Below are 14,232 nucleotides of genomic sequence, written 5' to 3'. Positions count from 1 at the left end.
ATGTCAAATTATTTTATTAGAAAAGAAAATGATTTCATTTATTTTGTTGAGTTGAAGAAAGAGTTTTATGAGCCTAAAGCTGTTATGTATGCAGCGAATATGTTTACAGATCAGTGCCATATTAAAGTTGATGAAGTAGACTTTGATACTGTTGGTGTTTGGTTTAAGTTAAAATTAGAGGCTGATAAAGACAAGTTGGAAAAGTTATTGGGTGACTTTTGTAATGAAGCATTAAAAAAGCAGGTTCAAATTGACTTAGATGATAGATTCGGTAAACTTAGAGAGATTATTTATCATAAAGCTTTTGATAAAGCAGGAGGGATAGACTAGTGTCAGCACTTCCTGAATTACATTATTTACCATTTGGATTTACAGAGTTACCAAATGGGATAATGGTCTTAGTTAATCAAGGTGGAGAACATTTATTTATAAATCGTGATGACTTCAATCATATTTTAAATAAAGATATCGATAGAAATTCTGATTTTTATTTCGCTTTAAAGGATAAACAGTTCTTAGCAGATGATCACGACCTTGAGATTCAGCTTGATGTATTAGCTAACCAACTAAAGAGTAGAAAAGCATACTTAGATGATTTCACATCATTACATATGATTGTTGTAACTGCAAGATGTAATTTTAACTGTCGGTACTGTCATGCCAGTAGTGCAAATGAAAAAGAATATGACTTAGACTTAGATTGGTCTACAGCAAAGCACATTGTGAATAAGATTTTTGAATCTCCATCACCAATCATAAAAATAGAATTTCAAGGCGGTGAACCATTATTAAACTGGCCTATAATTAAAGATATTGTAGAATATGCAGAGATAGTAAACCGGATTGCTAAGAGACGATTAGAATTTGTAATTTGTACTAATTTAACACTGGTTACTAAAGATATCTTAGAGTATTGTAAAAGTCATAATATTGCAATCTCTACATCTCTTGATGGAGATCAAGAGATTCAAAACTTTAATCGTAAGCCACGAGGCCCTATTGATGGATACAAGGTATTTGAAGAAAAGTTAGCTTTAACTAGATCTATTTTAGGGCAAGACGGTGCGTCACCATTGCTAACTGTTAGTAAGACTAATTTAAATAGTTTGCCTCTTGTTGTTGATGAATATATCAAACATGATTTTCATGGGATTTTTATTCGTGCTCTAAATCCTTATGGTAATGCTGTAGATAATGTAAATACGTTAGGCTATTCAACGGAAGAGTTTCTCAAAGCCTATAAGAATGCTTTAAACTATATTATTCAAAAAAATATAGAAGGGTGCCATTTTATTGAATATTATGCAGCATTGCTATTAGAACGTATTTTGACACCTTTTAGTACTGGATTTGTCGATTTGCAATCTCCATGTGGCAATATCATAAGTGGTGTTATTTACGATTATAATGGCTATGTTTATGCCTCGGACGAAGGGCGCATGTTAGCACGACGAGGAGACAAACGGTTCTGTTTAGGTCATGTGAAATCTAATACTTGGAATGAGCTCTTTAAAGGTGATATTGCTAAAGAGGTTGTTAAAGCATCCTGTGTTGAATGTTTACCTGAATGCGCAACCTGTGCATATCAATTGTACTGTGGTGCAGATCCTGTACGATATTATGCGGAAAATGGGACTCTTGAAGGGCATCGACCAAGCAGTAGTTTTTGTCAGAAAACTAAAGGTGCTTTAGATTATATTTTCTATTTACTAAGTTTAAACGATGATAGAATTAATAAAGTCTTTTGGTCGTGGATTAATTATTGAGGTTGATAATGTTAAGTACAAAAATTGAAGGTATTGATATCGAACAACCCTATATAGGTAAAGTGTATATCGAGGATGACTTAATTACTTGTAATAATGGTCATCTCAAATTAACCCTTTCGCCAAATGACTTCCTTAATTATGAATCTGGCGATATTGTCTCTATTATGCCAGATGGGATTGTTTCTATTTTATATCGTACTAGTTGGCAAGATCTGACACTTTTTATTACAAATCAATGTAATAGTGCTTGTATTATGTGTCCTCAAGTCTGTGATAATTCTGGTCATTTTTTGGATATGAATTTACAAATACTTGAATTAAGACCTGAGAATGTAAAGCATATAGGTATTACTGGTGGAGAACCTACTGTTTTTCCTGATGTGGTTGTTGAGTTATTAACTCGGGTCCATGATATATATCCAGATATTCCTGTTTCCTTTTTAACTAATGGACGTGCCTTTAAAAATATGAAATTAGTTGAAAAAATTACGAGTATTGGTCATTCTAAATTACTTTTTTGTATTCCTTTATACGCAGCAAATTATGAGCAGCATGATTATATAGTTGGTAGTAATGGTGCATTTGGTGATACTATTAAAGGGATTTTCAACTTATTTAGAATGAGGCAGTTAGTAGAGATTAGAACTGTTTTATTCAGTAAAACTATAGGCAATATTAAGTTATTAGCTGATTATATATCTAGGAACCTACCATTCGTACGACATGTTGCTATTATGGGTATGGAATATAGTGGATATGCAGCGAAAAATAGTGAGGAATTTTGGATCGATCCTTTTGATTATAAAGATACACTTGATTCTGCGGTATTATCATTACATAGACGAGGTATGATGACATCGATTTATAACATACCTTTATGTTTGCTGACAGAACATGTGCGATTTTTAGCAAGAGATAGTATCTCTGCTTGGAAAAAGACATATCCTGTTAGTTGCAATACTTGTAGTGTAAAAGAACAATGCTGTGGTATTTTTGAAACATCTATCAATATAAGTGAGCATATTATACCTTTATAAAGATATTAGTATGGTAGTTTTGTTAGATTAGGTGAATATGGAACTGATAATATCCATAGATTGAATGTCATTTGATATTACTGTTAGTTCTGGACCAATGGAATTGAGCAAGAGTATTTAAACTTGTTATGGATAACATCTAATATAAAAAAAATAAGGAGAGTACTTTATTTAAGTAGTCTCCTTATTTTTATGACTTATTTACAGGATATTGGGTGTAATAGTCAAATTTGCTTAAATATAATGCTTATTTTATAACTAGTTGTAATTTGTTTTTAGATGAAAAAAATATGAAAAAGTACTATAATTAATTTATTATATTCGTATTTTTATTAGTTGTGTGAGGGGTTATTCATGAAATATTGGGAGTTCCCAGGTGGATTTGGTCTTACACCTACTGGGTCTAATGGTGCAGGGATAGAAACATTCTTAGATAATATTCCTATGTCATTAACTCGTGAGGTTTTACAAAACTCTATTGATGCGCATCAAAAAAATCTTAATGCGCCTGTTCGTGTTGAGTTTAAATTTGAAACGATTCAAGCAAAAGACATTTTAGGTGAAGATGAATTAATAAATGATATTTTGCCTAAAGCTGAAAATTTTTGGAAAGAGAAGAATAATGCAGATACACTGCATTATTTGAAGACCTTTAAGTCGGTACTAACTAGTGAGACTATCGATATGCTAGTTATTAGTGACTATAATACAACTGGTCTAAATAATCAAAACTTCGCATCCCTTATTGAGGGTGATGGTTATTCAGAAAAGTCTGATGAGACTTCGGCGGGTAGTAAAGGTATTGGTAAGGCTGCTCCATTTGCTGCATCTAATTTACGTACTGTTTTTTATAATAGTATGTCTACTCATGATGGCAATAAATTTGCAGGCGTTATTAATTTTGTATCTTATCGTGATGATGAGAAAGTTTCCTTTGATGAATCTACTGCTAGTTATATTACACAAGCACGAGGACGTTTATCTTGTGATATCGAGGTGCCAGTAAGATTTACTCAAAATCGACAAGAGTATGGTACAGACTTGTTTGTAATGGGTTTAAAGAAGATAGAGAATTGGAAAGAAAAGATTATTTTAGCAGTTCTCAATAATTTTCTCGTAGCTTTACAGAATAATAAATTGGAAGTTGTTGTTGGTGATGAAAGAATTAATCAACTGACATTATCAGGCTATTTGAAATCTATTAAAGAAACACTAAAGATTGGTGACTATAATCTTTCTACGGATGAAAGAAATACTTTTTATAATACATACTCTTATTATCTAGCACTTTCATCAGAGAATAATAAAAGATTTTCTATTCCTGAAGAATGGGTAGAAGAATATCCGTTTATAGAGAATACAGGTGAAGCCACTTTGTACTTAGTATTGGATGAAGAACATCCAACAAGACGTGTCCTTCAAACCCGACGAAGTGGTATGACTATTTTTGAAAGAAATCGTATTAATGGCTCTATTCCGTTTTCTGGTGTTTTCTATGCTACAGGTCATAAACTAAACGTTTTTTTGAAAAAGTTAGAGAATGTTAATCATGATAACTGGAGTACGGATCGAGAAGATGATAGTAATAGAAAAAAATCTGAGCAATTCTTAAAGGCCTTATATCATTGGTATAAAGCAAAAGTTGAAGAATGTTTTGGTAGCGAAGATGGAGAAGCTATTAGCGCTTTTGGTTTAAATGATTTGTTGCCTATGATGGCGCCTAAAGATGGGGATGCCGATAAGATTGAGGATAGTGGTATTACTTCTCGAATTAGTAATGTTGCAATTAAAGAGAAAGCCTCTAAGCCGAGTGTCACTGATGAGGCTTCAGAGTCTAAAACATTAGACCGTATTATGACTGAAATTGAGTTAGGAGAGGGTGATTCTACAGGTTCTGGTAGCGAACGTAAAGGTGAAGGTGGAGGAAATTCTTCTGATAATCAATATGGTCATGGTGAGGATGAGCCAGGCGAACAAGGTGAAGTCGATGGTGGAGATCCTAGTGTAAGTGTTAAATTTACTGAAGTAAATAATCCAGATTACTTAAAAATGAAGATTATTGATGTAGATTCTGATAATGGAATGTACCGATTAATTGGTATTACGACTAAACGTAAGAATCGTTTAGGCTTTTCCTTCCAATCTATAGGGGAGAATGGAGTTGCCTATAATAAGACTATAAAAGATATAAGCTCAAAGAGTGGAAATCAAGTTAAATTACATGGTTCTAAAAAGTTTAGTGTAGAAGACTTAGAAATAAATAAACGATTTGTTGTAGATTTTACTATTGAAGATCGTATGCGTGTAAAGATGAAAGGGGTTACATATGAACTTAAAGGCTGATTTATTTCCATATCCTGTTCTAACCCCTGAGTTAGATGATTATCTCGATAATAATAGTTTTGATGCTCAAATTAATGTGAATCCTGAAAGCTCAGGTGTTATTTCTGTTGCTGCTGATTTTAAGCTTACTAATCAAGAATTAAAAGAATTGGTGGATTCCGGTAATGCCCGTTATGCACTTCATGTAGAAGGTGTAGCTAGTAGTTATCGTAAATTGTGGACTAATAATGAGGATCAAACTTTCATAAGAAATACTATATTTGAAGGGGATATTCGTAAAAAGCTACAAATCAATGCTATGGTTATTGCAAATGCGGATATTGATAACTATACAAATATTAACTTCAATGATTTATATTATGACGAAGACTATGCAGTTACAAATTTAAAAAAAGGTGATATTTTAGCATTCTTACCTACTAAAGAAGTTGTAATTGATCTTGACTCTGGTCGTAGTGGAACTGAGTCTATCTTCACTGTAGCACCTCATAACGAGCCATATATGAATGTAGAGTTGAGCGGGGATACTATTGTTTTAAATCTTCCTACAGAGGTATTTTCTATATATAAACATTGTGGGAATAGCATTCAATCTAAAGAATATTTTATTTCACTCTTCTTTATTCCTGCATTAACCTTTGTTTTATCAGAAATTAAGAATAAGAATGTATCAGAAGATTTGGATTGGTATCAATCTATAGATGCATTATTAACGCAAGAAGGAATTAATCTAAATAATGAAAGTACATTAGCTATAGCTCAGCGTTTGTTGAATTGTCCGTTGATCAAAAGTGTACATGATAAATTTGCTGGAGATGAAGTAAATGACTAGATATATTAAATATGTAACGGATGAATTCCTGAAAGAGTTTAAAAATGAATTTCTTGTAAATTATGCTCACCTTTATAAAAGTAATGATATGGATAAGTTAAAGTCAGTTTTTTCTAATTCTAATCATTTGATAGAGACAAGTATCGAGTACAAGTATGAACCATTAGAGGTTGAACCTAAGGAATATGATGCGGATATTGTAAGACGTAATATTAGACGCATATGGCAGAGTCTTAATGTGCTAACTCCAGTTCAAGCTGAAATGGAGAAAATTTGGGTTGCATTAGCGCATACAGATTATCTTGATTATCAGATGGGAATTTTTAACAGTCAAATTACTAATCCTGATAATAAAAAGCGTGAAGAATCTAGTTTAAAGTCACGCACTATTTTTGTTAATGGTGCAAAACGCTCTTTAGCTATACATAATCTTTCAATTTTATGGTGGTTAGCATATTATTTTAGAGATGATCAAAATATAGAAAATCCGTATCATTTAATAGATTTTTTTGTATCTACTCCATATCGTGGTAATGCGGTGGCTCTTTTATCTAGTAATATTATTTCTAATAAAGAAATTGCATTAGGTATTTTGGAGGCCGTAAAAATCCTTATAGAAGAAGAGGGGATGGTTGTAAATCGCTTCCCTTACTCTGAAGCGGGTAAAATCTTAAACGAGGTTGGTGGTGTTAGAATTTTAGATACTCTTACTCGTGAAGAAGTTAAAGATATTCTAATTAAAAATCTTCCTAACTCACATAAAGTATCATTTGTAAATGATAAAGGTGAAGATGATACATCTTTAGCTGTGGCTAAAGAGGAAAATCAAGATATAGAGATTACTGAATTGGAGCGACCGATAGAACCTACTGAAACCAATGATAACGTAATTATTTTGCCCGTAGAGCGTACAGATGCTAATGCTTCGGTGAGTGAAATAAATAAAGTAGCAGATTTTCCTGTTTTAGAAGGTACTACTCAACAAGAAGAAACGGAAGATGATGATATGTGGATTGCTCCTGTGTAAGAGAGGAGTAAGTGTATTCTAGGACTTCTTCAGATGAAAGATTAATTTAAGATAGTTAACATTAATATAATTGATAAAATTAGGATATAGTTAGTTAGTTAATTCCTATGTGTTATTAGGGAGATTTAATATGAAATCAAAAATTAGATTGCTTGTGTGTATGTGTTTTAGTATTGCTTGTTTATTTTCTACTTTAATAGTTGAGGCAGCTCAAATGCCATTAGATTTAGTTATTCGTGCTTCTCAAAAGGTTGCAGGTGACTGGTATGATGCTAGTGGCAATAAGGTATTAAGTATTTCAAACGGATATATTAATGGTTGCCGTATTGTTGATGGTGCTGATTTTGTTGGTGGTTATCCTGGAGCTGGTGTTTTTATTATTCAAGAGGCTCAAGGTAGAAAAGCTATTCATCTAGAGTGGTTGGGGAATGGTGAGCATAGAACCTTGATCATGAATAAAAAGAATCAATTAACTAATCAATTGCAAAAGGAGCATTATGAATCTGTTCGAGGCGTACATTTAGGAATGAATCGACAACAGGTAATTGATCTACTTGGTACACCAAATTCTAGTGAGGTTCGTGGCCGTGAGACACTAAAATATACAGGCTTAGGTCTTAGTATTGTCCTTGACCATAACATGGTCACAGTTATTACGCTTACTGGTAAAAATACTCATTTTGACAAATCTGGGTTGGGTATTGATTCATCTATGATTGACTACTATAACTTCTATCAATTTAATCGAATGCCATCTGAGCTTTCAAAGAATACATTCCAAGGTGTATTCTCTATTGGTCATGGTGAATACATATTCTTTGGTAGCAATGAGGTTTCATTGACTGTTTATAGTAATTAAAGCAGCAATAGTTATGTATTATTGGATTCATGCAATATAGGGTTTATATGGATAGGGTTCTAGCTGTAAATTTAAGGGGAATTATAATGAATAAAAAGTTTTTATTGTTAGCCGGTGTTGTGTCTGTGTTGAGTATGAATGGTTTAACGGTTCATGCAGATTCTACTGTTTCCACGAATAGTGAGAATTTGTTAGTTAATAGGAGTACGAATGCGGATGGTTCTACGAATTATGAGATTTCGACGACGAATTATCCTACATACCAAGGGACGTTTATAGGTTCTGGTGGTGATATTAACCATGGTATTCGCATCGAATCTGATGGTATATCTATTAGTGATACGGTAGAAGAGAATGCTGGCCATCCTGATGATCGTCATTCGCGCATTGGTGCGGGTTACTTTGATATGTATAACGGCACTCATGAGCTCGTTTGGTTAGAGGATTATGGTTTGGCCATCCTCGATCGAAAAGAAAATAAATACATGGCTCAGATGGAGCCTAAAACTTTCACCATGAGCAATGTACAAAGTGGTGATAAGTCTGAGCTCAGTACAGATGGCACGAAGATTGTGCACTATGATAATGAGAACAGCACTGAATACAATACGAATTATGGGTATAACGGGGTGACCATCACGACTACCGATGGGGACCATGATAATGAGAAAACGGTGTCTCTCACTAACAAAGGCCTAGATAATGGGAATAATAAAATCGTAAATGTGTCTAAGGGCGAGGTTTCCAAGACGTCTACTGATGTTATTAATGGAAGCCAGTTGCACGAAGTGAAAACGCAGGTGGACAATAATACGAATCGCATTTCTACGCTCGAAAATAACACGGTTAACATTGGTGACAAGGTCCTTAACAATGCCAAGTCCTATACGGATCGTCAGGTGTCCAAGGTTGGCGCTGCCTCTGCGGCCTTGGCGGGGCTTCATTATTTGGACTACAATCCAAATGATAAATGGTCCTTTGCGACTAGTGTAGGCCATTACAAGAACTCAAATGCGGGCGCTATCGGTGCGTCCTATCAGCCGAACGAAAACTCCATGGTTCATGCTGGTGTTACTCTTGGTGGTGAAAGCATGTTTAACATCGGCGCTTCTTTCAAGGTAGGCGAACAAGATCCAACACTCAAAACAAGCCGCTTTGAAATGGCGAAACAAATTAAAGACCTACAAGCTGACAACGCATCACTGCGTGCAGACAACGAAGAACTACGAGCTGAAGTTAACGAAATTAAAGCAGCACTGAAAAAATTGCAATAAGCATAAATAGGCACGTTCTCTAGGGTATAGTATACTTATACTAATGAGAGAACGTGCCTATTATTGTTTGAGAGGTGTTGTATGAAACTAAAAAGTACTTTGTTGAGCTTAGCTGTAGCAGTAGCTTTCACCATGCCTATTGATGCGGCGCAATATACTGTGCCTGAAGGACAGCCGCCTGTACCAGGGGCTGACGCTAGTATTCCAGATACTGCATATCAGAACTATCGTTACGGTGAAGCTCTGAATGCTAATGCGAGTGCAATTATTTTAGCGCGCAAGCACATATATGAAATGTTAGATAAACAGGTAGAAGAGAATAAAAGAAGTGTAGAAAACGCGGAACGATGGAAAAAATCACATGATACATATATGGACATATCTTCTCATGAATCAACCGTTATTCTGATACATGAAGGTGAACATCAAGCAAAAATTACTGTTCCTATTGTCGTAACAGCGGGTATGTATGGAATCTCTAATGATAAGAAAGAGATAAGCTCTATTGTCTTTGAAAGTAGTGCTCTTGCTGCGTTTATTAGTTCTAATAAACGTTTAGTAGATGATCCACATTATAAATCTGCTAAACAAAAGGGATCTTTTAACTATCCTGGCATTACTAAAGGGTACTGGGCTATAACAGATACATATTATGATAATAATACACCTTTTATGCTTGTAGCGGTTACATTTGATAAACAGCCAAACCATGATTATGGGGTAGCTATTGGCAATATAAATCACCCGATTACAAAGAATTTAGAAAGGACAATGGCTAATTTTGTAATACCTTCTATTCAACCTTTAGATAATTTAGATCAGATGAGTGAAGCGGTTACATGGGGAAATGTTACATATCGTTTGCCTAAGGGGCTGAAGTTAAAATCAGAAACGAATAATGGTCCTAGTTTACAAGGTCGTGTGTATGTGGGGCCAGGAATGGATTTAGTTGTTACAAGAGGTCCTGTAACTAGTAAAGATAATCCAATGCTTGCATATCCTAACCGTGTTTTGAAGAATTTTATTCATAAATCCTCTACACTATTGTTACAAAATGTACCAATCCAATCTGCGATGGTATTGAATAATGGGGTTCCTACATATCTCATGGATCAATATAATCGAGGCAAACAATCACGTATATTCCATTTGATTCAAGATGATGAATATGATTATTTTATGGTGCTTAGTTATAATGATGAAAAAGCTAAATATAATCATATGGAGTTACGAAATATGATGGAATATTTAGATTTTAAAAATGCTAAAGAGTTAAGAAGCAAAACAGAAACAAAGATAAAGAAATAAGTAAAAGATATACATAAAGACCGTACCTGTTGGTACGGTCTTTATGGTATTGCCTTTGGGGCATTAATAGCGCTTATTTGTCTTGGAAAAGACAAATAGCCCTTCGTTATCTTAGATGATTCGATAACTAAAAGGCCATTTCTCAAGATTCTTTGCTTTTAGAGATGAGCCTGACGTTACGACTCGTCTGACTATCTACTTATATTATAGTAAGGTTATGATATATCGTCAAATTGTGATGAATGTGTATAATACGTAATGTGTTGAGGTCTTGTAAAATAAGGAAAACTCCTATTGGCTTAGCCGATAGGAGTTTTTCTTTAGAGAACTCTTTTAGAATGTTCTCTTACATTATTTTTTAAGTTATTCTTTTAAATCATCAGGTATAGCCGGTGGAGCCGGTGGTTTACCCATAGATCTTTCAATGAACACCACAGCCACAAAGACGATGAGGCTGACGATGGAACCGAAGATGATGGACATAATGCCATATGGGTTGCCTACGAATTCCCAGTACACGCCTGCGATAGAGCCGAGTATGATAGACCAAATGCCAGCGCCTGCTGTTGCATTTTTCCATGTGAGTCCAAGTAGGAATGCGGCGAATGGGCCAGCGGATCTCATGGTGAAAGCAAATACGAGCATCGGAATGATGGCTTTGCTTACGAGAGAGATAACGATAGCGATGATGCCGAGGAATAGCACGCATAGACGGCTATATCTAGTGAGCTGAGCATCGGTGAGGCTTTTACCAAAATGATGTTCCACAATATCCTTGGTAAATACAGTAGCAGCGCCTAATAGGTCGCCTGCGCCTGATGAAAGCGTAGCCGATACGACAGCGGCCATAACGAAGCCCGCCATCACTGGAGGCATGAGATTAAGCGCTACCGTTGCCACCGCGTTGTTCGCTTCGATATTCGGGAACTCAGCCAATGCTACGAGGCCCAATACGGCAGGAACGAAGGCAAATAGAGCCATGATAATACCACAAATGATGGAACCAAGAACGGCTGTTTTTTCGTCCTTCGCGGCGAAGTACCGTTGTACGGACTCTTGGCCGGTGGAGAAGGTCATGAAGTACATGATAATAAGGCCGATGATGGTTTTCCAACCAACCTTAGTGAAGCCGAGCTGTTCAGGTGGTAATTTTGCCACTACCGATTCCCAGCCGCCCACATTGTGCAATACGAACGGCACAGCGAGGGAGAAGCCCCCAACGAGAACGAAGAAATGGATAACGTCCGTCATCGTTACGCTCCACATGCCACCGGACATGGTGTAAATTACGAGAACCGCACCGCAGATGAGGATGGCGAGCTCTGTTGAAAGCCCGGTGAGAACGCTAATAATAGTTGCTGTCGCTGTAATCTGTACGCCTGCAAGTGTAATGGTTGCGAGCATAGAGAGAATCGATGTAATGAGATGACTAGAGCCACCGAAGCGACGACCGATGATCTCTGGCACTGTTGTTGCCATAGCACGACGTAAAAGCGGTGCGATGAAAGCAACGAGAATAACCCCAATCCCTGCTGAAACTACGTACCAACCTGCAGATAAACCCCAAGAACCATACGCTTTCGCGGCTACACCAACGGTACTCCCGCCACCGATCTCCGTAGCTGCTAACGTGCCTGCCGTCATAAGAACCCCAATACGACGACCTGCGAGTAGATAGTCAGTACTATCTTTTACACGAATATGACAATACACGCCGACCAATAAATTCAGTAATAAATAGGCACAAACAATGACCCATATAATAGTTAAAGCGTCCATATGCCACCTCCTAAACTACAAACTAGTTAGAGACACATACTAAATTACCCTTACTACTTGCGGTGCATATATCAAGTATAGTTTAATTATCCATAAAAACTGGAGAAAATACAAAGAGGAGTTTCTTGGCGCGTTGGAGAATGTATATATATTAGGAACTAAAAAAATCCCGTCAATGACGGGATTTTTCTATGTATTTATCTGTATATCTCTATTATTCATTTCTTATTGTATCGCATATTAGTTCGTTTTATAATAGACTTAAGATAGTTAGACGAGGTTGGGTCTCTCTTCGTTTTGGAAGGGAGGGATAAGTCTATGAGTGATTATGAAATAATCATGCTCCTTTTACAAGTCTTGGCTATTGTCATTGCTTTTGGAGCCCTAGTAGCCCTTATTTGCCTTACAAAAAGCAAATAGCCCTCCGTTACCGCATGGTAGCTAAGTAAACAGAAAGGCCATTTCCTAATTTTTTACTGATTTAGAGATGAGCCTGACGTCACTACTCGTCTGACTATCTACTTATATTATAGGGATAAAGATATATATCGTCAAATGGAGATAAACCTTATAAATATCAACCTTATAAATAGCAATTAGAAGTAAATCCTATATACTAAATTATAAAATTATTAATAATAGGCACAACCTTGTTTGCATAGTATACTTATGCTAATAAGGTTGTGTTTATTTATGTTATAAATGTGAGAGAAGAAAAGAAGAGAGGGTTTTATGTTACGTAAAAGTGTAATTATGATGGCATTAGTGACTGCTTTCACCATAAATGTAAGCGCTGTGCAGATTGAAGTCCCAGCCGGACAGCCACCTATGCCAGGGGCTGATGTGAGTATTCCTGCTAATGCGTATGAGAATTATCGTCATATTAATGCAGTAGCAGAGCAAAAGGCAGAGTCATTTAGTCAATTTGTAAAATCAAAGCCTACAAATCCTCCATCTTCCTTTGAAAAGCTAAATTCCGAACATCCTGGTTTTGCTAAGGCGTTGGAGCTTGCAGATTATTCGCAGTCTACAGTGGTATTGATTCATGAAGGGGATAAAAATATCAGATTATCTGTACCAAATGTTAGCTTCCGTGGTGATGTTGTAGAAACAGAGGCTGGGAAAGGGCCGTTATTTGCCGTTCAAAGTCTCAGTACATTTTTAGTAGTAGGACCACCTCATGGGAAAGAATTTAGTAAATATGCTGAAGGTGAAGGAAAATATACGTATCCAGGCTTGAGGCATGCCTCTTGGAAGCTCATGTCAAACAATTCTCGCGTAATGTATACGGAATTTACTCCGAATGATACAAAGACAACGTATGGAATTACTTATGGTGGCTGGGTTAATACAGAAGATCCATATCAAAACAAAGCACCTGAGGTGGTGATGAGTAATTATATTATTCCATCCATAGAGTCTTTATCTAGCTTGGATAATTATAGCCAAATTGAGCATTGGGGCAATTATAGCTATCGTATTCCTAAAACGGCTAAATTAATCAGTGAAACCGTTGAAGATGGGGTGTATGATGTGAGACTATATGAAGATACAGGAGCTAAAATACGGGTAATACGTAGCTCAATTAAGGACAAAAAGAAAGATGTAACGATTATTAAGATTCCAATACTATATTTTTTACATAAATATAATGATTTAGAAACACCCACACAATACGCAGTAGTATGGAATAATGGGATTGCAGGTTCTTTGGTTGATGCTTATAAGCCTAATAGCGAATCCTATCTTCGTCATGTTGTGAGAGATTCTATTTACGTTTACAGCTATCGTATTAATTATGATGAAAGTAAAACGTCTTATACACATAAACAGCTAAGAGATATGATCGAATACGTAGGCTTTGATGATGCTGCAAGATTACGTAAAGATCCACAATGGCGAGAAGAAGGGACATATAAGGAGAGTCTTGAAAATAGTTCCATCTTTATTCCATGGTATATGGAATGGATTAAGCTATTGAGTAAATAAGCTGTATTTGACTGT

At 35.8% G+C, this 14,232-nt stretch carries 11 protein-coding genes; 10 read left to right on the top strand and 1 reads right to left on the bottom strand.

Annotated features, from left to right (window positions below; translation table 11 throughout):
• From VEIS1202513_RS09395 to VEIS1202513_RS09355, 9 genes are all read left to right on the top strand, one after another.
• Positions 1–330, top strand: a complete 330-nt coding sequence (locus tag VEIS1202513_RS09395; RefSeq protein WP_213467406.1) for an HxsD-related protein — start codon at positions 1–3, stop codon at positions 328–330.
• On the top strand, positions 330–1,766 hold the full coding sequence (hxsB, locus tag VEIS1202513_RS09390; protein ID WP_213467405.1) for a His-Xaa-Ser system radical SAM maturase HxsB: 1,437 nt from the start codon (positions 330–332) through the stop codon (positions 1,764–1,766). Before VEIS1202513_RS09395 ends, hxsB begins: the two co-directional genes overlap by 1 nt.
• A gap of 8 nt (positions 1,767–1,774) precedes the next feature.
• On the top strand, positions 1,775–2,806 hold the full coding sequence (hxsC, locus tag VEIS1202513_RS09385) for a His-Xaa-Ser system radical SAM maturase HxsC (protein ID WP_213467404.1): 1,032 nt from the start codon (positions 1,775–1,777) through the stop codon (positions 2,804–2,806).
• 336 nt (positions 2,807–3,142) lie between these two features.
• Positions 3,143–5,149 (top strand): hypothetical protein, encoded by a 2,007-nt coding sequence (locus tag VEIS1202513_RS09380; RefSeq protein WP_213467403.1) that lies wholly within the window; start codon positions 3,143–3,145, stop codon positions 5,147–5,149.
• A complete protein-coding gene (locus VEIS1202513_RS09375; RefSeq protein WP_213467402.1) occupies positions 5,133–5,981 on the top strand; it encodes a hypothetical protein in 849 nt (282 codons plus the stop codon). Before VEIS1202513_RS09380 ends, VEIS1202513_RS09375 begins: the two co-directional genes overlap by 17 nt.
• Positions 5,974–7,008 carry a DUF6339 family protein gene (locus tag VEIS1202513_RS09370; RefSeq protein WP_213467401.1) on the top strand — a complete coding sequence of 345 codons (1,035 nt, stop codon included), beginning with the start codon at positions 5,974–5,976 and terminating at the stop codon, positions 7,006–7,008. The genes VEIS1202513_RS09375 and VEIS1202513_RS09370 overlap by 8 nt, the downstream gene beginning before the upstream one ends.
• Positions 7,009–7,138: 130 nt before the next feature.
• Complete coding sequence (locus VEIS1202513_RS09365) at positions 7,139–7,867, top strand: hypothetical protein (protein WP_213467400.1); 729 nt, start codon at positions 7,139–7,141, stop codon at positions 7,865–7,867.
• An 86-nt stretch (positions 7,868–7,953) separates the two neighbouring features.
• Positions 7,954–9,141 (top strand): YadA-like family protein, encoded by a 1,188-nt coding sequence (locus VEIS1202513_RS09360; RefSeq protein ID WP_244856263.1) that lies wholly within the window; start codon positions 7,954–7,956, stop codon positions 9,139–9,141.
• Positions 9,142–9,222: 81 nt separating this feature from the next.
• Positions 9,223–10,449, top strand: a complete 1,227-nt coding sequence (locus tag VEIS1202513_RS09355) for a hypothetical protein (protein WP_213467399.1) — start codon at positions 9,223–9,225, stop codon at positions 10,447–10,449.
• Positions 10,450–10,812: 363 nt separating this feature from the next.
• Here the strand turns inward: VEIS1202513_RS09355 and VEIS1202513_RS09350 are convergent, their stop codons facing one another.
• Positions 10,813–12,228, bottom strand: coding sequence for a sodium:solute symporter family protein (locus tag VEIS1202513_RS09350; protein ID WP_213467398.1), 1,416 nt, complete (start codon positions 12,226–12,228; stop codon positions 10,813–10,815).
• 732 nt (positions 12,229–12,960) lie between these two features.
• Here VEIS1202513_RS09350 and VEIS1202513_RS09345 point away from each other — a divergent pair.
• Complete coding sequence (locus VEIS1202513_RS09345; protein ID WP_213467397.1) at positions 12,961–14,217, top strand: hypothetical protein; 1,257 nt, start codon at positions 12,961–12,963, stop codon at positions 14,215–14,217.
• The last annotated feature ends 15 nt before the right edge of the window (positions 14,218–14,232 follow it).

The organism is Veillonella orientalis (assembly GCF_018406505.1).
GTDB lineage: Bacteria > Bacillota > Negativicutes > Veillonellales > Veillonellaceae > Veillonella > Veillonella nakazawae.
The sequence above is the reverse complement of the archived record's forward strand: the minus strand, read 5'-3'. Positions and strand labels throughout refer to the sequence as shown.